Annotated in this window: 20 protein-coding genes and 1 riboswitch; all 20 genes read right to left on the bottom strand. The window is 61.2% G+C overall.

Going from position 1 to position 19,445, the window contains the following annotated elements; all coding sequences use genetic code 11:
- Window positions 1-154: 154 nt before the first annotated feature.
- Window positions 155-457, bottom strand: a complete 303-nt coding sequence (gene fliE, locus LDN12_RS00335) for a flagellar hook-basal body complex protein FliE (RefSeq protein ID WP_223920554.1) — start codon at window positions 455-457, stop codon at window positions 155-157.
- A gap of 63 nt (window positions 458-520) precedes the next feature.
- The gene (flgC, locus tag LDN12_RS00330) at window positions 521-958 is read right to left on the bottom strand and encodes a flagellar basal body rod protein FlgC (RefSeq protein ID WP_223920552.1); all 438 of its coding nucleotides are present in this window, start codon (window positions 956-958) and stop codon (window positions 521-523) included.
- Window positions 958-1,380, bottom strand: coding sequence for a flagellar basal body rod protein FlgB (gene flgB, locus LDN12_RS00325; protein ID WP_223920550.1), 423 nt, complete (start codon window positions 1,378-1,380; stop codon window positions 958-960). Before flgB ends, flgC begins: the two co-directional genes overlap by 1 nt.
- A gap of 222 nt (window positions 1,381-1,602) precedes the next feature.
- Window positions 1,603-3,681, bottom strand: a complete 2,079-nt coding sequence (locus LDN12_RS00320; RefSeq protein ID WP_223920549.1) for a tetratricopeptide repeat protein — start codon at window positions 3,679-3,681, stop codon at window positions 1,603-1,605.
- Window positions 3,682-3,752: 71 nt separating this feature from the next.
- Window positions 3,753-4,847, bottom strand: a complete 1,095-nt coding sequence (locus tag LDN12_RS00315; protein ID WP_223920547.1) for a response regulator — start codon at window positions 4,845-4,847, stop codon at window positions 3,753-3,755.
- Window positions 4,848-4,915: 68 nt separating this feature from the next.
- Entirely contained in the window at window positions 4,916-5,422 is a 507-nt protein-coding gene (locus LDN12_RS00310) for a chemotaxis protein CheX (RefSeq protein WP_223920545.1), read from the bottom strand.
- Window positions 5,419-5,784, bottom strand: a complete 366-nt coding sequence (locus tag LDN12_RS00305) for a response regulator (protein ID WP_223920543.1) — start codon at window positions 5,782-5,784, stop codon at window positions 5,419-5,421. Before LDN12_RS00305 ends, LDN12_RS00310 begins: the two co-directional genes overlap by 4 nt.
- A 180-nt stretch (window positions 5,785-5,964) precedes the next feature.
- A riboswitch (cyclic di-GMP riboswitch) is annotated at window positions 5,965-6,046 on the bottom strand.
- Between the two features lie 109 nt (window positions 6,047-6,155).
- Complete coding sequence (locus tag LDN12_RS00300) at window positions 6,156-7,565, bottom strand: phosphoglucomutase/phosphomannomutase family protein (protein ID WP_223920541.1); 1,410 nt, start codon at window positions 7,563-7,565, stop codon at window positions 6,156-6,158.
- 224 nt (window positions 7,566-7,789) lie between these two features.
- Window positions 7,790-8,065: an EscU/YscU/HrcU family type III secretion system export apparatus switch protein gene (locus LDN12_RS00295; RefSeq protein ID WP_223920539.1), complete on the bottom strand. Its 276-nt coding sequence runs from the start codon at window positions 8,063-8,065 to the stop codon at window positions 7,790-7,792.
- Window positions 8,052-10,295: a flagellar hook-length control protein FliK gene (locus LDN12_RS00290; RefSeq protein ID WP_223920537.1), complete on the bottom strand. Its 2,244-nt coding sequence runs from the start codon at window positions 10,293-10,295 to the stop codon at window positions 8,052-8,054. The genes LDN12_RS00295 and LDN12_RS00290 overlap by 14 nt, the downstream gene beginning before the upstream one ends.
- A gap of 246 nt (window positions 10,296-10,541) precedes the next feature.
- Window positions 10,542-11,486 carry a type II secretion system minor pseudopilin GspK gene (gene gspK, locus LDN12_RS00285; protein ID WP_223920536.1) on the bottom strand — a complete coding sequence of 315 codons (945 nt, stop codon included), beginning with the start codon at window positions 11,484-11,486 and terminating at the stop codon, window positions 10,542-10,544.
- Window positions 11,483-12,112 carry a type II secretion system protein GspJ gene (locus tag LDN12_RS00280; protein ID WP_223920535.1) on the bottom strand — a complete coding sequence of 210 codons (630 nt, stop codon included), beginning with the start codon at window positions 12,110-12,112 and terminating at the stop codon, window positions 11,483-11,485. The genes gspK and LDN12_RS00280 overlap by 4 nt, the downstream gene beginning before the upstream one ends.
- Entirely contained in the window at window positions 12,090-12,503 is a 414-nt protein-coding gene (locus LDN12_RS00275; protein ID WP_223920534.1) for a prepilin-type N-terminal cleavage/methylation domain-containing protein, read from the bottom strand. The genes LDN12_RS00280 and LDN12_RS00275 overlap by 23 nt, the downstream gene beginning before the upstream one ends.
- A gap of 143 nt (window positions 12,504-12,646) precedes the next feature.
- Window positions 12,647-13,153: a prepilin-type N-terminal cleavage/methylation domain-containing protein gene (locus tag LDN12_RS00270; RefSeq protein ID WP_223920533.1), complete on the bottom strand. Its 507-nt coding sequence runs from the start codon at window positions 13,151-13,153 to the stop codon at window positions 12,647-12,649.
- Window positions 13,154-13,323: 170 nt separating this feature from the next.
- The gene (locus LDN12_RS00265; protein ID WP_223920531.1) at window positions 13,324-14,364 is read right to left on the bottom strand and encodes a bifunctional UDP-4-keto-pentose/UDP-xylose synthase; all 1,041 of its coding nucleotides are present in this window, start codon (window positions 14,362-14,364) and stop codon (window positions 13,324-13,326) included.
- A 156-nt stretch (window positions 14,365-14,520) separates the two neighbouring features.
- Window positions 14,521-15,435, bottom strand: coding sequence for a formyltransferase (locus LDN12_RS00260; RefSeq protein WP_223920529.1), 915 nt, complete (start codon window positions 15,433-15,435; stop codon window positions 14,521-14,523).
- A gap of 309 nt (window positions 15,436-15,744) precedes the next feature.
- A complete protein-coding gene (locus tag LDN12_RS00255; protein ID WP_374045068.1) occupies window positions 15,745-16,701 on the bottom strand; it encodes a glycosyltransferase in 957 nt (318 codons plus the stop codon).
- Window positions 16,688-17,842 (bottom strand): ribonuclease D, encoded by a 1,155-nt coding sequence (locus tag LDN12_RS00250; RefSeq protein ID WP_223920526.1) that lies wholly within the window; start codon window positions 17,840-17,842, stop codon window positions 16,688-16,690. The genes LDN12_RS00255 and LDN12_RS00250 overlap by 14 nt, the downstream gene beginning before the upstream one ends.
- A complete protein-coding gene (gene mqnC, locus LDN12_RS00245; RefSeq protein ID WP_223920524.1) occupies window positions 17,839-18,909 on the bottom strand; it encodes a cyclic dehypoxanthinyl futalosine synthase in 1,071 nt (356 codons plus the stop codon). The genes LDN12_RS00250 and mqnC overlap by 4 nt, the downstream gene beginning before the upstream one ends.
- Window positions 18,906-19,307: a YbgC/FadM family acyl-CoA thioesterase gene (locus LDN12_RS00240; protein WP_223920522.1), complete on the bottom strand. Its 402-nt coding sequence runs from the start codon at window positions 19,305-19,307 to the stop codon at window positions 18,906-18,908. Before LDN12_RS00240 ends, mqnC begins: the two co-directional genes overlap by 4 nt.
- Between the last annotated feature and the right edge of the window lie 138 nt (window positions 19,308-19,445).

Genomic DNA, 19,445 nt, shown 5'->3' with positions numbered 1-19,445 from the left:
CCGCGCGGGACGCTAACAGTCTGTTGAAAATCCAGGTTGTCCAAAAATGGTCGGATCGGCGCACCCGGAGAAAACCTGAGGAGGCGTAGCAGCGCTACGCCGCACGAAAGGGTTTTCGAGGATGGCGCTAAGATGACCGTTTTTCAACAACCTCCTACACCTGCATGCGCATCACTTCCTGATAGGCCTCCACAGCCTTATTACGCACCTGGGCCAGGAACTGGAAGGAAATGCTGGCCTTTTCCATGGAGATCATCACCTCATGGAGATTCTTGTTCTCTCCCGTGGCAAGCCCTTGAATGGCCTGGTCGGACTGCGTCTGCATGTCGTTTACCTTGGAAACGAGCTCACTGAAAAATTTTCCGGCCCCTTCGACCACCGACGTCGATTTTGTCCCGCTGACTCCGGGGAGTGCCGCGCCGAGGCCGAGATCGCTTCCAATACCTTTCAATTCCACACTAAACCTCCCTGAGGGTTCAACCGGTCACGCACCGTTCGGTGCCAGGGCCCGGCTGGGTAACTATTTGCCGATTTCGAGGGTTTTGAGCGCCATGCTCTTGGCCGCCTGCACCGCCGTCACATTGGCTTCATAACTGCGGCTTGCGTTGATCATGTCGGCCATCTCCTCAACCACATTCACATTGGGCATGGCCACGTAGCCCTGGGCGTTTGCGTCGGGGTTGCCGGGGTCGTACTGCATGCGCGGAGGATTCTGGTCCTCGACGATCTCCGTGATCTCCACCTGGCTGGCCTGCTGGCCGGCGGCGCTGTTCAGCGCCCGGTTGAAGCGGCTCTCCACGGGGGTTGCGGCGAAGACCGCATCCTTGCGTTTGTACGGCCCGCCCTCGGCGGTCCGGGTTGTACTGGCGTTGGCCAGATTGCTGGAGATCAGGTTCATCCTGGTCCGCTCAGCCGTAAGGGCCGAGGAGCTGATATTCATCGAGCTGAAAAAATCCATCAATTACCTCCCTTGATCGCCATACTCAAATCGCTGAACTTTTTGGAGAGCATCTGGACCGAGGCGTTGTACATGATCTGGTTCTCCACCATCCTGCTCATCTCGTTCTCCAATTCCACCGAGTTGCCGTCGTTGCCGGGGGTCTTGGCGGGGGTCTCGACGACCTGGCCCGTCACGGACTGGAGACGGGTCGCGGCCCCTTTCAACGGCAGGTGCCGCGGGTTGGTAATGGCCGGTGTCCCCTTGCTGCCGTTTTTGACCGCATCCTGCAACTCCTGCTCGAACTCCAAAGCCTTGGGGGTGTAATTGGGGGTTTCCGCATTGGCGATATTCGATGAGATCAGGTTCTGGTTTTTGGTCCGCAAATCTATATTCTTGCCCAACAGGTCAATGGTTGTGCCAAAAATTCCGTCAACCGGCATGGTGAACCTCCCCTTCGATAAAAGAACGCACCGTGACCCTTAATGCAAAATGCGTTCCGTTTTGCGGGTCAGGCAGGAACAGGCGGCTATTGCACGAAGGAGCCCGTCATCATGACATCGCCAACAGCAATTGCCTGTGCACAGTTCTGCCACAGTTTTGCCACAATTCGTGTCGGTTTTTTGACCGGGTCTGATTATTGACAGTTGCGACGCTTCCGCCGGTTACCGCTTGACCGGCTCTGGACCCAAGGAATCCATGGCCTGCTGGGCCAGCCTTTTCCAATCCCCGTCCTTGCCTTTTTTTACCACTTGCTCGAAATACGAGCGGGCGACCTGCTTTTTCCCCTCAAGGGAATTGATCTCGCCCGCCTTGTAGAGGAATTCTTCGCTACGGTCGTTGCCGGGCAGCTTGATGCCCGCGTCGAGCAGACGCAGGGCGCCCTTGCGGTCCCCCGATGCCAGGCGCGCCGAGGCGGCCACGTAATAGGCGTCGGGCAGGAAACGGGTATCCTTTTCATCCCGGCCGGCCGTGGCAATGTAGAGGGTCATTGCCTTATCGGCCTGGGGGCCGCCCTTTTGCTCCCACAAGGAGCGGCCGAGATAATAGTAGCTTTCGGCCTTCAGGGCGTGCTCCTTCTTGTTGAGCAGCCATAGCAGGGTGTCCCGGGCCTCCTGATACTTGCCGTCCATGAAATACATGGCTCCCAAACGCTCCAGCATAAGCCGCGCCCGGGGATGGGCGGGGTATTTCCGCAAGAAGGTGCGCAGGGTTTTCTCGGCCAGGACGCTATCGCCGAGAAGATCCGCATTGGAGGCAACCTCCTCATAGAGGTACGGGGCGCTGGCGGCCGCCCATTGGTGATCGAGCAGGGTCGTATAGAATTTGATCAGTTCGATGGGCTGGCCCGCCTCATCGAACGCTTTGGCCACATTCGGGAGAAAGTCGGGCAGGTCCATGCAGGCGGCCAGGTAGTCCTGATGCTCCTCGACAAACCTGATCAGACCGGGGGCATCCTTGCCCCAGGCGCTTTCATGGTAAACCTGGGCAACCAGGACCTCCCGGATGGTGCGGCACACCGTGGCATAGACTCCGCGCGGGAACCGTTTCTGAAACGTCACGAGTTGCTGCAGGGCATCGGACGCCTCGCCGTTTATGGCATTCAGCAAGGCATGCTTGAACAGCGCCTCCTCGCGCATGTCCACATCGCTGCTCTGGCGCGAAATCTCCAGGTAGAGGTCGCTCAGGCGCTGGTGGTCCCACGGGGTGGCGCGGAAAAAATCGCGGTCGGCCAGGCGCAACTGCGCCATCTGGTTGGCCTTGTTGTCCGGGAAGTTGTCCGCCACCGTTCGATAGATGGCCAGGGCCTCCGGGTCGTGCCCCTGGCGCGTCAGGATATCGGCCAGCCGTACCAGCAGGGTAGGGGCGAATTTCTTGTCCGCAAGCCGGGCGATCAGGCGGGCAAGGAGTACGCGGGCGCTGGCGAGGTCGCCGCTCCGGGCGATGCTGTCCCCATAATAGAACGTAACACTCGGGTTGAACACGAGGTATGCCGGCCAGAGCTTCTCGGCTTCGCGAAAGGCGGCCAGCGCCTGGGGGTACTTCTGCAGCTTATACCATGTTTCGCCGAGGCGGTAGAGGGCCAGCGGCCTCACCGCGCTCTGCCGGGAGGCGAACTGGGTGAAGGGCTCCTCGGCTTCGGTCAGAAAGCCTTTGTAGAGGGCCGCCTCGGCCGCAATGAACGCCTGTTGGTCGCTGTCGTTAAGGATATTCTTCAGAATCTGCCGGTCGGTCGGCAGGAAGGGGATGTCCGTTTTCAGCGGGGGGTCAAAATCCCGCACCAGCTTCTCCGCACCGTCCCAGATCCTTTCGCGCCCGGCAATATACAGGCGGGGAGGGGCCGGGCTGAACTTTTTGCCGATATCCAGGGTAATGGCGCAGGTGCCCGCGACGCTGATATCCCGCCAGCCGGTTCCGGGCGCCGTTTGAAACGTAACGTTCAGGTCCGCGCCCCGCCGGGTGAAGAGCAGGCCGCCGATGCTGGAATCGGAATAGCGGCGGTATTTGTGGAAAAGCGGGCCGTCCGTCTCCTGGAGCTCCAGCCGCAACCTGTTGCCGGGCAGGGACACAACGGAAAAGCGCGGATCTTCTTTGAACCGCAGAATTATACGCGTATACCCTTGTTTGGGTCTGATATCGACCCGGAACACGTGGTTAGGGATGGAGGCCTGGGCTGAGGACGGGCAAAACCCCATGGCAAGCATGGCCGAAAGCACCATCGGCATGGCAGCCGCGAAAGTCATGCCACGCATCAGCGTGCGTATGCCGCACCGATAAGACAACATAAAGGGACCCCCCCGCCCGTTACGGGCCGCTACTGCACCGGCGGGTTACAGAACCTGCGCACCTTGGCAATCAGTTCCTCTTCGCTACACGGTTTGATGATAATCTCCCGCGCGCCGTATTTCAATGCCTTCAATACGGCTGTCCGGGTCCAACGCTGGGCACTCATGATAATCGGGGGCGGGGAATCCTGGCGAATGGCGTTGACCTTGATGCAGACCGCCAGTTCGTGGTCATTCGCATCCTGCGAACCTATCAACACCAGCCGCACGTTGCGGCCGGCAAAGAGTTCCTTGATATCGGCGTTGAGCGTCCCTTCAACTACCTGATAACCGCTCAAAACCGCCACCGCCACCATCTGGCGGCGCGCTTCGCCATCGTCCTCCAGAACCACGACGCTGTCGATCCCGCTATCCGCCGAACCGGACTCAAGCGCCTGGGCGGCCGTAACACTTTCGCCATCCTGGGCTTGCGGCTGTGCCGGGGTATCCTCGGCCGGGGCCGCCTGGTCGGTCTCCTCCTCCGCCGGAGGGGCCGCCGGTTCCTCGCTGGGGGGATCGAACTGGTTGCCCAACCCAACGGGTATGAGCACATCCAGGTAGTTCAATTCCTGGTCCGGCATCTCGAGTTTCGAGCGGAACATGAGGTAATCGCCCTCGGGGAGCGGCTCGCTCTCGCTCAACTCGTCGACTTCGGGGATAAACTTTTTGGGTGAAAGCAACTTCAGATGCACCTTGTTGGGGAGGCTGCCCTGAAAAACGGTGTTGAACGCCCCGTTGATCATGTTGGCAATCTCGGCAAAGGCATCGATGTCGTCGCTTTCAATGATGCACAGGCGCTTCTTTTCCTGGATACGGGCGGGAGGGATGCCCAGCAGGATGCTGCTCATCACGATGGCGTCGCGCAGGGAGAACAGCAGGTAAAACTGGCCGGTGTAAGACTCCCGCGATTCGACGCCGATCACGAAACAGGCGTCTTCAAGACCGCCGAAATAGGAGGTCTTGCTGGACTTGAGCGAATCCGAAAGGGTGATGGCAAGCTCCTGCCCCAAAAGCATGCCGCTTTCTTCGCCGGCCTGCTTCAGGGCAGAAGCCAACATCTCATGTAACGTGGTATATCCATCCATCGGGGGTTGTCTTCCGTCCAGGATCGCGCTGTGCGCGGGGCAAGCAACCTTGCGCCCGCAATGCGCTGTTAGTCTTCCTTCTTAAGGGTGAGTCCGACGAGGAACCTGTTGTCGTTGACCTTGAAGGGAATGACGACGCAGTCGATATCGGAGAGCGAATTGACGGTATAGTCTTCTCCGGAGATCACCGTCGGGATCGAGAGTTTTACATCCATCCCTCCCTTCGACAGGACCTGCTTGACGCTGCCCCCCAGCATATTGGCGATTTCGCCGATGGCATCGTTCAAGTCCTCGTTGACCTCCTCGCACTCCATGCCCAGCATGCTGGAGGTAATCTGAAGGGCCAGGGCGACCGGACAGTGTATGGAGATCACCCCCGAATAGATGCCCGCGAACCCCACCATGCCGGTGATGCTGCATTGAAAGCGGTGAATGGGCTCCTTGAGAGGATAATCGTCGGCCGGGTCCATCATGACCATCGTGGAGAAAACATCCTTGGTGGCGTCGATCACGTACCGGGCGAGCTGTTCTTCCGTAAATCGTGCCGTATCAGCGATGTCGGCGTTAAGGCTCATATCAGCCCTCCCAGTTTCTCCTGCAACTGTTCAGGCGTAAAGGGCTTTTTGATGCTGTCGCTGGCTCCGCTCGCGATAGCCTCCTTGAGGATCTCCTCGCCCCCCTCCGTGGTGATCATGACGATCGGGACCGGATTGCCGTTGGCCCTGACCTGCTTGATGAATTCCAGGCCGTCCATATTCGGCATGTTGATATCCGAGAGGATCAGTGTAACCGGCTTGCCGGAGGCAAGCACGCTCAACCCTTCGATACCGTCGCCCGCTTCATATATTTCATCAACCGTCAGGCCGGCCTGCCTGAGCGAACGCGAAATGATCTTGCGCATTGTGGAAGAATCGTCAACGATGAGAATATTCGCCATGCCAGTAATCCTCCTCTTTCAAGTATCCCATTGGGCTTAGTATTTACGCTCATTTATACGTGGCAACTAATATCACAAAAACAGCAAAATTCATCCATTTTTATCATTTCTCTAATGTTACGGCCTTCCGCACAAAGAAAGCCTACCCAGATAACCGCAGTAGGCTTTATCCTGAGCCGATCGTATAGCCCCTCTTTCCATAAAGATGCGTGGACAGGTGGCTTTGCGTCACACGGTTGCCCATGTTTTGCCCTCTGATGGCTGGCTGATTATACTAACTTACCTTGATATAAAAAACTATACGAGGATATGTCAAGTTATTAATTCCATACCGTATAATTTTCGCTGTTTGCGGTCCTGACCGCAGTATTTCAAGCCGCCGCCAGGACCTCCGCCGCGCGCAGCAGCCGGTCCACCTGCTCCGGGGTTCCGGCCTCGCTGTAGAGCCGCAGGACCGGTTCGGTCCCCGAGGGGCGGATCAAAAGCCAGTCGCCGTTCTCGAAGATGAATTTGAAGCCGTCGCTGAAGTTGGTGGAAGCCACCCGGCGGCCGTCGATCTCGACCGGAGGGCGGGCATTCAGACGCGCAATGAGTTGTTCCTTGGCGGCAACCTCGATACGCCGGTCGATACGGCGGTAGGAGAAGTGCCCGATCTCGTCCATGGTTTCGTCAAGGAGCCGGCGCAGACCTTTCCCGCTTACCGCCACGGCCTCCAGCAGCAGCAACCCCAGCAGGATGCCGTCCCGCTCCGGGATATGGCCCTTGACGCCCAGACCGCCCGACTCCTCGCCCCCCATGAGGATATCCTCCGTCAGCATCAGCTCGCAGATATGCTTGAAGCCGATGGGGGTCTCGAACAGCGGCAGATCGTATTTCCGGGCCAAAAGGTCCACCATGCGGGTCGTGGAGACGGTCTTGACCACGCCGCCCCGCAGCCCCTTGTGCTCGATAAGGTGCCGCAGGATGACGGTGAAGATACAGTGGGACGAGAAAAAATCGCCGTTCTCATCCACTGCCCCGATCCGGTCGGCATCACCGTCCAAAGCCAGCCCTACCCGGTAGTCGCCGCCTCTGAGCAGCGCGGAGAGCTCCGTGAGGTGCTCGCCGATCGGCTCGGGAGCCTGCCCTCCGAAAGAGGGGTTCTCGCTGTTGTGGATCTCGTGGACCCCGGCCAGCAGGCGGGGCAGGAAACCAGAACCGGCACCGTACATAGGGTCGACGACGACCGGAATGCCGGCTTTGGCGATCAGCTCCAGATCCACATAGCGGCCGATCTGGCGGAAATAGCCCGCACAGGGGTCGAAAAATTCAACCATCCCCTTCTCCAGGGCCTCCTCGAAGGGGGTTGCCACCACGCGACGGTCGTTGGCCTGATTGAAGGCGACGATCTCCTCCAACACCTTTGTGGTGGAGGGGCGGGCCGAGCCGCCGAAAGACTCTTTGACCTTGAAGCCGTTGTATTCCGGAGGGTTATGGCTTGCCGTGATCATGACGCCCGCCCCGGCCCCCAATTCGCGAACCGCCCACGACACGGCCGGTGTCGGCGCATAGCCGTCGGTCAGGCGGACGCGTATGCCGTTGCCCGCCGCCACTTCGGCAACGCGCCGGGCGAACTCGCGGGAGAGGAAGCGCCGGTCATAGCCGATCACCAACCCTTGGGCGCCTGAACCGTCACGGTTGAGATAATCCATGGTGGCCTGGGCCACCCGGGAAAGGTTGTCAAAGGTGAAATCGCGGGCAATGACCCCCCGCCAGCCGTCGGTTCCGAATTTGATCTGCATTGTTCCCTCCCTCTAACAGACTGTTGAAAACCCAGGTTGTTCAAAAATAGTCAGATCGTCGCACCCGCAGGGAGACCCGAGGAGGCGTAGCAGCGCTACGCCGCACAAAAGGGCTTTCGAGGACAGCGGCGTATAATTATGCGTGAGCATAATTATCGGTGACGGAGCGATAGCGTAGTCATCCCGTTTAGCGGGACGCCGTTAGGCGCTAAGCTGGCTGTTTTTCAACAACCTGATTCCTGTTCGATTCCGTACAGCCACACCAACACCTCCGCCACGGCGCGGTACAATTCCGGCGGGATGAACTGGTCGGTGTCCACCTGCATCAGCAGGTTGACCAGTTCCGGTGACTCGTGGACATAGACCCCCGCCTCGCGCGCGCAGGCGATGATCGCCTCGGCCATCACCCCCTTGCCCCTGGCAACGACCACGGGGGCATAATAGCCCTGTTTGTAGGTCAGGGCCGCGGCGCGGCGTTCTTCGTCCTTACGGGATTTCATGCGTTACGCCGATCTCGGACGGCACCAGCCCGGAAGCCTCGAGCTGCTCGGCCAGGCGGGGTATGCCGCTCCTCAGGAGTCCGGCCGAATCGGGCTGTGCGGCGTGCAGCTCGATACTCACCCGGGTGCCGTCGAGTTTCAGGCTGGCCGTGACATTCCCCAACTTCGGCATATCCAGGGTAAGCGACGTCTCCCAGGAGCGGGTCTGTTCCCCCGACGCATTGCGGCGCGCCTCGCGCTCCCGCACCGTCCACTCCAACTGCTGGCCCGGCACCAGGTCTCCGCTGAAAACGAGTTGTCCGCTTTGCAACGTGGCCAACTGTTCCTTGACAACCGGTAAGGCCTGCTGGTCCACGACACCTTCATGGGGCATGGCGGCGCCGGCCTTCTGGAAGGCCGCCTCCAGAGACTCCAGGCTCCCTTTCAAACCGGCCGGGAGCGCATCCTGCGGCGGATTGGCCACCTCCAGCCCGGACGGCCGGCGTAGCGCGGACAATTGCCCCTGTGGTTCCCGCAGGATATCCTCCAGGGGATAGTCGCCGCCAAACCAGCGCGCCAGATGGGATTCGTAGAACAGGCCGCCATCCCGCAACCCCTGCTGCAAAAGCCGGCTTACCTGGGAGGCGTCGGTCGGTGGCTCGGACAGCAGGGCCTTCACTATTCCCAAGGTCTCCCGGGCCGGAACCTGCTCGCCGGCAGTGCCGATAAACCCGCTCAACCACCGGCCGGTTTCGCTGACCCGCGCATCGCCCGGCTTGCCGAAACGGGCCATCAGAAAGGTGGGTTGCGGCTCGTCGGTGACAAAAAAGAGCGTGGTCATGTCGCCCTGCCTGATGCCCTTGGGCAGCGAGAACTCCATGGCCTGTCCGGCCACCTGCACCATGAAGCGTCCCCCCCCCAGGGAGGCGACGACCTCGCCCTTGAGCTGCTGCCCCGGCACAAAACCGGTCCCGGCGGCCTGTTGGTTGATGGCTTCGAGGAGCGCCAGGCGATTCCCCTTGATCAGCGCCTGGAGCAGCTTGGCCATGTCGTCGCTGAGGACGATGCCGTTGCCCGGCAAAAGCGGGGCCTGCTGGCCGGACACGACGGCCGCACCCGCCTGGAGCGCCGTCTCCGGTTGTGCGGAGGGCGGTTCGGCGGACTGGCGGCCGCGCATGACCGTCTGATAGGTGATGGCCTCGTCCTGGATCGCGGTAAAGGCCGGCGAATCGGGCGGCAGGCTCTTCAGTACCGTGTTCAGCCGCTCCAGCACGTATATCTGTTGTTCCGAAACGCCCCCTTCCGTATGCTCCAGCGCGCTCAGCCAGCGACCGGCCTCGCTGAGGGAGCTGGGGACCCCGGCGGCGGTGCGCTGCAACGCGAACAGCGGCCGGGGCTCGGAGGTGATGAAGGTCAGACGGAGGATATCCCCGGTTTGGACCTGGCGGGGAACAACCAGTTCCAGCGCCGTTCCCGCAAGCTGGACGAACACCCGGCCGCCGGGCAGGGTGCCGAGCACCGCCGCGTCAACCTCTTCGCCCGGCATGAGGGGAAGCGGCGTTACCGGCTGGTTGGCCGCCTCGGTCAGGTCAAAACGGGAGTTTTGGGCGATATTCCGGAGGAGTTGGGCCGCATTGGCCTCGAATGACGACAGACGCGCCTGCTCGGTGGGGCCGCCTTGGGCGCCGGCCGCCGCTCCGCCCCCCTGCCCGGCACGGTCCTGCTGGAAAGGAACCTCCGGCAACAGGGTTGGCGCCGTGTCCCCCTCCCGTGCCGTACCATAGGTAAGGGCCTCGTCCATCAGGTTGGCAAGAACGCCGGCCTCTCCAGGGGAACGCCGCAGCATGTCGCTGATGCTCAGCAGAGAGGCGCGCACCTGCGGGTCAACGATCTCTTCGCTGCCGACCAGGAGGCTCAACAACCGGGACGCATCCGAAAGGGTAACCGCCGGGGCGGGGACATCCTGGCGCGCAACGGCAAAGGTCGAGCGCGGCTCCCCCGTAACGAAGGTCATCTCCAGGGTCTGCCCCGGACGGACCGTCATGGGCAACGCCAGATTGAAGCGCTCCGTGCCGATCTGCACCTGGGTCATGTTGTTCGGCAGCGTTGTCAGCACCTGGGCGCTCACCTGCTGGCCGGGGACAAAGCTGACCCGTGCCCCCGGCTCCTGCTCGGCGCTTACGAACGAGAGGTTGGACGCCTGGGAGAGCAGGTCGTAGACCTGGCGTTGGATGTCAGTCGGTATGGCCATAATACCCTGGAGGTTGTTGAAAAACAGCCATCTTAGCGCCTATCGGCGTCCCGCTAAACGGGATGACTACGCTATCGTTCCGTCACCGATAATTATGCTTACACATAATTATACGCCGCCGTCCTCGAACGCCCTTTCGTGCGGCGTAGCGCTGCTACGCCTCCTCAGGACATTCTCCGGGTGCGACGATCTGACTATTTTTGAACAACCTGAGTTTTTCAGCAAACGGCTAAACCCCCACGGTCCTCAGTACTCCTGCCACGACAGGATCTCCGGCGTCCCGTCCATCCTGACCACGGCCTCGACGGTGCGGGCCGCGTCCTTGACGAAGCCCCGTGCCGTGATCCGGAACAAGGTCCCTTTGTATATGAGCGTCACTTTGTCCCGGCTTGGCAGATTGTCAAACAACGAATTATTGACCCGCGACCCTGGTGTGTCCGAGTTCGTGAACGGTAGCCGGTTCCGCTCCTCGATGACCCGTTCCGCCAGCCCCTCGTCGATGTCGCTGTCCAGGGCCATGATGACCTCCTTGGGCGCAGTGTTCACATTGACGCGGACACTCTGGGCGACCAGGCTCCCCGGCTGGTCGGCGTAGATGGTCACGAACGGCGCGAGTTTGGCGACCATCTCCGGCGTAAACCCCTTGACCAGGGTCAGTTCGTTCACGGTGGTCAGCCTCCCGTTATGGGCCGAGTAGGGCGGGCTCAGGGACAGGTAATAGGGGCTTTCGGAACCGCCCGACACGGGGAGGTCGTCAGTGTCGATCCAGTCCGCCAGGGCGTTCCAGGCGCTCTCCGGTATCTGCAGCGGCGTACCCAGGCGCTTCAGGATATTCAGGGTCTCCTCTTTGACGGTATTGTCGGGATTCACCAGCGCATTGAGATTGATCTTGCCGCTCTCCTCGGTGACCGTGATCTCGATGCGGCCGGTCTCGTCCTCCTGTTTGAACGGCGCGGCCCATGTGTCCGAGAGCGAGGTATAGCCATCCTGGCTCGAAAGCGCCATCCGGAGCAACCTGATGCCGCCGTAGAGCCCGGACTCCGCCAGAAGCGAGGCCTGCTGGCCGTCGCGGAAATTACGGTTGAGTGACGTATCCACGTACACCTGGTGGATCAGTTCCACCGCCGCCGCCACCATCAGGGCGGTGACCACCAGGGTCAGGACCAGGGCAAAGCCCTTTTCGCCCCTCACAAGCTGCCCGCCCTGGGGGTTGCATAGACGGAGAACGCCACCAGGCTGCCGTTCTCCTCCACCTGCACCGTGACGCGCACCCATTTCGGCAGTCTGCCGTTCAGGGCGGTATCCCAGCTTTTCACCCATTTCGAGCCGTCGCTGCTGCATTCCACCAGAAAGGAGCTGATCCGCTCCATCTGCGGGTAGGCGGACACGTCGGTCGATTCCAGCAGGACATCCTGCTCCCTGCGGGTCAGGATCAGGTGCTTGTCCTCCTTTTCCTCCATGCGGTACTGCACGTCGATGACGCCCGATTCCTTGCGCCCGTCCACCAGAGGCGCCGGAGGCGCCAGGGTCGTCACTTCCAGATTGGAGGCCGGCTGGCCGAAACTGTCCCGGTCCTCGACGACGAATTTGAGCCGCTTGTCGCTGCTCGTGTAGAGGGCGGAGTCGATCTCCCGCCGCAGAAGGTCAAGGGTATTGCCCAGTTCCCGGCGTTCCTCCATCCCCTCCGCCGACCGTTCCCTGGCTTTCAATACCGCGAAATAGCTCCCGTACAACGCGGCGGTGAGGATTCCCAGGAGGACCACGGCGATCAGGACTTCCAGAAGGGTAAAACCCTTATTTCGTGAGATAGCGCTCAAGCACCACCTCCCGTTTGTCGCTGGTTCGCCACACCCGCAGCACCAACTTCCGGAGCACGGGGAGGTCGGTGGGAAACTGCTCGGCCTGCCAGGAGATTTCCGGATGGTCCGGGGCCAGGGTCCCCTCGGCCTTCTGGGGGATGCCCTGACGCTCCAGTTCGGACATCTTGGCCCGCGCCAGAATGGTCAGGGCGGTGCTGTCCCGCTCGTTGGTGATGATGGTGAGGTGGTAGTTGACCGCACCCAGCACCGTCAGGATGACGCCTGCCATGATGGCCAGGGCCACCATCACCTCAAGCAGGGTAAAACCTCTCAGTGGTTGTTGAAAAACAGCCATCTCGCCGCCGTCCTCGAAATCCCCTTTGTGCGGCGTAGCGCTGCAAACCCTCACCCTTGCCCTCTCCCAGAGGGAGAGGGCAAGGCATGCTCTCCCCCTCTGGGGGAGAGATAGAGAGAGGGCCTGCCTCCGCGGGGCTTCCTCCGGGTGCGACGATCTGACTGTTTTTGAACAACCAGAGTTTTCCAACAGCCTCCTCATAGCGCATCTTCCTGGTAGCCTTGGTAGACCTTGACCTTGCCGCTGGAAGGGAAGCCCATCACCGTCCAGAACTCGCCGTCGGGCGAGCTCAGGTGGATGGTGACGAAATCCCGCAGGCCTCCCGCCCCGATATCGAGGCGCACCTGCCCGTCGCTCAGCTTGCCCAGGCGCGGGATGACCACATCCGCCACCAGCACCCCTTCCTTGGTCGGCCGCTGTTGCAGGAAGGGATCTTCCGGCTCTTTTTCGCTCCCGTCGCCCGCCGCCTGCATCACCTTGACCGTGTCCGTGCCCGGCTCCAGGTGCAGATAATAGGTCGTCCCGGTGGTGGTTGCCCGGTCCTGAAGGTAGCGCAGCGTCGAGGCCAGGGTCCGCGCCGATATCTTCAGGTCCTCCCGCTCGGAGTTCGGCAGGCGCGGGATGACCAGCATCATCACCATGCCGATGATCGCCAGCACCACCACGATCTCTATCAGCGTGAAACCGCGACGGTCAAACATCATTCACGGTACGTGCCGCAGAGGCACGGAGACGCAGAGCTATGGCGGAGCTCATTTCAGAATGAACCATACGGGAAACGCGCTGTTCCATTGTGAATTTCAGATGACCCGCCATGCTGTTCTCTATGGTTTTATCTCCGAGCCTCTGTGGCTCTGTGGCAATCCGCCTCGGTTTACAGGAATTCCGACAGCTTCTCCCGCTCATCCACCAGATAGAACTCCAGGGTCTTGCGCAGGGCTTCGTCGGCGCTCGTCACCGGCTCCCATCCCAGGCATTCCTTGGCGCGCTTGACCGAGGGAACACGGGTCAGCATGTCCTGGTACCCCTTGCCGTAGAACTGGTCGGACGATATCTCGACGATCCGGCATTTCTCGGCCTTTTCCCGGTAGAGCGGGAATTCCGCCACCATGTCGCGCAGCTTGTGGGCCAACTCCTTGACGGACAGATCGTTGGCCGGGTTGCCGATGTTGAAGATCTTGCCGTCGGCGCAGCCGTCCTTGTTCTCGATGATCCGCATCAGGGCGTCGATGCCGTCTTCGATAAAGGTGAAGGAGCGGCGCTGGTTGCCGCCGTCCACCAGTTGGATCGGCTCTCCGGCCAGGATGTCGTACAGGAACTGGGTCAGGACCCGGGAACTCCCCTCCTTGGCGGTGTGGATGCTGTCCAGCTTGGGGCCGATCCAGTTGAAGGGGCGGAACAGGGTGAACTTGAGCCCTTCATGCATGCCGTAGGCGTAGATCACCCGGTCGAGCATCTGCTTGGCGCAGGAGTAGATCCAGCGCTCCTTGGCGATCGGCCCCAGCATGAGCGGCGAGTTCTCTTCGTCGAACTCCCGGTCGGGCGACATGCCGTACACCTCGGAGGTGGAGGGGAAGATGACCCGTTTCTTGTACTTGTGGCACAGCCTGATGATCTTGAGGTTTTCCTCGAAATCCAGCTCAAAGACCCGCAGCGGGTCCTTGACGTAGGTAACCGGCGTTGCGATGGCAACCAGCGGCAACACGACGTCGCACTTCTTGATATTATACTCGATCCACTCCTTGTTGATGGTGATGTCTCCCTCCAGGAAGTGGAACCGGGAATCCCCCAGGGAGCGCTCCAGCTTGTCGCAGGCCATGTCCAGGCCATGGACCTCCCAGTCGGTGGTGGTGAGGATACGGTGGGTGAGTGCGTTGCCGATGAAGCCGTTGACGCCCAAGATCAGTACTTTCATGCTCTATTTCTCCTTGAGAGGTTGTTGAAAACAGTCCTCTCGCTGCCGTCCTCGAAAACCCCTTGTGCAGCGTAGCCTTGCTACGCTTCCGCGGGGCTTTTCTGCGGATGCAACGATCTGACTATTTTTGAACAGCCTGAGTTATTCAACAGTCTGTTACGTAAACTGCCGTGCATCCGTGGTAAATTCCATTGCGGCGACCTCGGCCCCGTTCTCCGCCTGGAGCGACCGGATCTCCAGCAGCCCTTCCCCGGTGCCGACCAGAAACGGGCGAAGCGACACGATGCGCCCCGGTTCCCCGCTCCCCGCCACCGGCCAGGCGGACCAGATGACGACCTTTTGGCCGTCCAGGTGGCTGAACGCGCCGGGGTAGGGGTGGGTCACGCCGCGGATCAGGTTGTAGATCCGCACGGCGCTTTGCCGCCAGTCGATTTGGCCGTCGGCGGGCTTGCGGCCGCCGAAGTAGGCGCCTTCCGCCAGGTTCATGGGGATGCACGCCGCCCTCCCCTCCCGGACCTGCGGCCAGGCGCGGGCAATGACCGCCGCCGCCGCGTCGGTAACCTTGTTGAAGACATCGAAAGCCGTGTCGGTGAAGGCGATCTCCACCCGCTCCTGGTCCACGATAGCGCCGGCGTCCGGCTTCTCCACCATGTGATGCAGGGTCGCCCCGGTTTCGCTCTCGCCGTTGATCACCGCCCAGTTGACCGGCACCCGGCCGCGGTACCTGGGCAGGTACGAGCCGTGCAGGTTGAACGCGCCCCGCTTCGGGATCTCCAGCACCGCCGGTTTTATCATGTTGCGGTAGTAGAAGGAGAAGAGGAAGTCCGGCGCGATGGCCCGCACCCGCGCCACGTTCTCCGGAAGGGAGATGTCCGTGGTCAGGTACGGGATGCCGTGGGCATCCGCCAGCTCGCGCACCGACTTGAACCAGATCTCCTCCGTGGGCGAATCCTCGTGGGTGAAGATCAGGGCGATGTCCGCCCCCTGGCGCAACAACTCCTCGATGCAGCGATAGCCCACATTATGGTAGGCGCAGATTATCAGTTTGTCGGCTTGCACTGTTTTTCCCATGAAATGGTTATTTTCAATTATCCGCTCAGGTTGTTCAAAAATAGTCAGATCGTCGCACCCGCAGTATAATCGCCTTCGGCGATTATCGGTGACGGAGCGCAGCGCAGTTCATCCCGCAGGGACAGAGCCGGAACGGCTCTGCTAAAAAAACCGCGGAGGCGTAGCAGCGCTACGCCGCACAAGGTGGCGTTCGAGGACGGCGGCGTATAATTATGCGTGAGCATAATTATCGGTGACGGAGCGATAGTGTAGTCATCCCGTCTAGCGGGACGCCGTTAGGCGCTAAGATGGCTGTTTTTCAACAACCTCCTATTCTTCGAACCCGTAGGTCTGACGCACCACATACCGTGGCCGTTTGCGCACTTCCTGGTAGATCCTGCCGACATACTCGCCCACGATGCCGATGCCGAAGATGATGATGCCGACGAAGAAGAACAGGATGGCGAACAGGGTGAAGACCCCCTCCACCTCCGCCCCGACGATGAAGCGCCGCACCAGCAGGAACAGGGCGAATACCAGGGAAAACAGGGCGGTGCAGATGCCGAACAGGGCGAAGATCTGGAGCGGCACCACCGAAAAACCGGTCATCAGGTCGAAATTGAGCCGGATCAGGCTATAGAACGAATACTTGCTCTCCCCCTCCATCCTCTCGGCGTGTCCCACCTCGATCTCCGTGGGATTGGAGGCAAAGGTCTGGGCCAGGGCCGGGATGAAGGTGGTGGCTTCCCGGCAACGGTTGATGTTGTCCACCACGTAACGGTGGTAGGCCCGCAGCATGCAGCCGTAATCCTGCATCTGCATGCCGGTGATCCGGTTGGTGGTGATGTTCACGATGCGCGAGGCGGATCTCCTGAAAAAGGTATCCTGGCGTTTTTGACGGATGGTGCCGACCACGTCGTGCCCTTTTTCGATCTCCGCCACCAGGCGCGGGATCTCCTCGGGCGGGTTCTGCAGATCGGCGTCCAGGGTGATGACGATCTCCCCCCGGGACACCTCGAAGGCCGCCAGGATGGCCATGTGTTGGCCGAAGTTGCCGTTGAACTCGATCACCTTGACCCCGGGATACTCCCGCACCATCCCGCGCAGGATCTCCAGGGAGCGGTCACGGGAACCGTCGTTGGTAAAGATGATCTCGAACGGCCGGCCGGTCCCCTGGACGGCAGGATAGAGCCTCTCCATCAGGGGGCCGAGATTGCCCTCCTCGTTGTAGACCGGTATGACGATACTCAGGTAGGGTTGTTCCGTGCGTGTTTCATTGTCCATCAGCTTCAAGCACCTCGATCAGCTCTCTTCCGTAGAGCCCTTTCTGCCACTCCCGCATCCCGGCGACTCCGTCCAGGTCGGCGGGAGAGGCGGCATTCACCTCCGCCACAGCCTCCAGAAGCCAATTGGGGGCAACCACCCCCGGTTCAAGCCCCAGGGCTGCACTCGATCTTTCGCGCCACGACTTGAGCCTCTTGAGCCGTTCCTTGGCACCATCGGACGGTTCTTCCCTCCGGGTGCGCGGGAACCGGGGCAACAGATCCTCGGGCAGTTCCAGGGCGGTCGAGACCGCCGCCAGCAAGGCCGGACCGTGGCGATGGAGCTGTTTGGGGGTCATGCCCTTGATACCGGACAACTCGCTCAGGGAGCGGGGCTTCTTCTCCGCCGCCTCCAGGAGCGTTTCGGCAGACATTACCTTGAAGGGGGGCCGGTCCAGGAGCCGGGCCTGCTGGTCGCGATAGCGCAGCAACCCTTCCAGTGCCGCCAGGCTGCGGCCTTTGAGCTTTCCCGCTCCCTTGCAGGAGAGAAACAGCGGCCCCTCCTTTTCGCTGACCCGCGCCCGGCACACCAGGGCGCATTCCTCCTCCTGCCAACCGAGGCGGCCTTTCGCGGCCAGTTCGGCGTGCAGTTGGTCATACAGGGGCAGCAGGTCGGACGTATCGGCCGAGGCATAGGCGCACATCTCCGGGCTGAGCGGCCGCTTGCTCCAGTCGGCCTTCTGGTACTTCTTGTCCAGTTCGATGCCGAAACGCGCCCTGAGCAAGGCAGCAAGGCCGAACTCGGCGATGCCCAGAAAGCGCGCCGCAATCATGGTGTCGAAGAGGTTTTGCACCTCGATGCCGAAGTCGCGGTGCAGGGAACGGATATCGTAATCCGAGCCGTGCATCACGATCAGGATCGCCGGATTGCCCAACGGCGCGGCCAGCGGGGACAGGTCCTCCAGCGCCAGCGGGTCGATCAGCCAGCTTTCGCTGCGGGTCGATATCTGGATCAGGCAGACCTTCTCCCGATAATGGTGGAGCGAATCCATCTCCAGATCTACGGCCAATTCGTGGTGCCGGCAGAGATGGGCTGCCAGTTCTTTCAGGCGTGGTGCGGTAGTGACGATTTCACACGTTCCGGCCTGCCGGGTTAGAGATATCAAGCCGGAAACTCCTTTAGGATGTGATAGGTAGTGGTACGCTGGACGGCACGAAAACCGGCCCCGCGAATAAGATCGATCATCTCTTCCCGGGACATGCGGAAACTGCAGCCGGCCGCGGCAACGACGTTTTCCTCCAGCATGGTGCCCCCCAGGTCGTTGGCCCCGAAAAAGAGGGCGACCTGCGCCATCTTGGCCCCCTGGGTGACCCAACTGGCCTGGATGTTGGGGATGTTGTCCAGCACGATGCGGGCCAGGGCCAGCACCTTCAGGTATTCCACGCCGGTGGCGGTGTCGCCCCCCAGTTCCGTATTCCCCGGCTGGTAGGTCCAGGGGATGAACGCGGTAAACGAGCCGCCCCCGTCCTGGATCTCCCGCACCCGGAACAGGTGTTCGACGATGTCCTCCGGCTTCTCCCGGCTGCCGAACATCATGGTGGCGGTGGTCGGCATGCCGAGCCCCGCTGCCTTGGACATGACCTCGGCCCACTGGCGCCAGCCGATCTTGTTGGGAGAGATGCTGCCGCGAACCTCGTCCACCAGGATCTCGGCCCCGCCGCCGGGGATCGAATCGAGACCGGCCCGTTTGAGCCGTTTCAGGGTTTCATCCAGCTCAAGCCCGGAGTTCTTCGCTATGCAGACCACCTCGGCCGGCGAAAGGGAGTGGTTCTGCACCGAAGGAAAACGCGCCTTGATCTCGCGGAACAACTGCTCGAAAAAATCGATCTTCAGATCGGGGTTGAGCCCCCCCTGCATGAGGAGCTGCGTGCCGTCCAGCCTCACCAGTTCATCGATCTTGGCGAAGATTTCCTCCTGGGTGAGCACATAGGCGTCCGCCGCGGCGCCGTCGCGGTAGAAGGCGCAAAAGGCGCATTTCGAGTCGCAGATGTTGGTGTAGTTGACGTTGCGGTCGACGACGAACGACACCATCCCCTCCGGGTGGAGTTTGCGACGTATTCTGTCGGCACAAATCCCCAGCTCCAGCAGTTCGGCGCCCTGCAGCAGGCGTAACGCCTCTCCGCGCTCGATGCGCGTTCCGGCGGCGGTATCCACGGTTTGTTGCGTTGTCATGCCTCCTGTACCGCCCCTTCCTCTAGCACGCGCCGGATCTCCTGCGGAATCCGTCGCGCCTTGCGTTGCGGGCCGATACAGGCGAGGCTGACTTGCGCCTCCACCAGAAGCCGGCCGTCCGATTGGCGCACCGCCTGTTGCCGTACCGTAAAAGATGAGCCCCCAACCCGTTCCGGGCGGGTAATGATCGAGACCAGCTCATCGTGCAGGGCGGGCGCCTTGAAATCGATCTCCATGCGGATCACGGGAAAGACGAAGCCGGCATCGGCGAGTTCCGCCACCCCAAGGCCCCGTTCCCGGAAGTATTCCGTTCTGGCCCGTTCAAAAAATTTCAGGTAGCTGGCATGGTAGACCACGCCCGCTGCGTCGGTGTCCTCGTAATAGATGCGGATGTCCATGTGTTATGCGAGCCTCGGGTCGAGCATGCGCGCCGTGGCGCTCTCGTTCGTGGCGCACGGGGAAAGATGCGCCGTCATCATCTCCGGACAGATGATTTTCCCCATGACTCATCTCCCCTACTATAATTACACTCTTCT

The sequence above is a fragment of the Geobacter sp. AOG2 genome, assembly GCF_019972295.1.
GTDB lineage: Bacteria > Desulfobacterota > Desulfuromonadia > Geobacterales > Pseudopelobacteraceae > Oryzomonas.
This window is presented reverse-complemented; position numbering and strand designations above follow the sequence as displayed.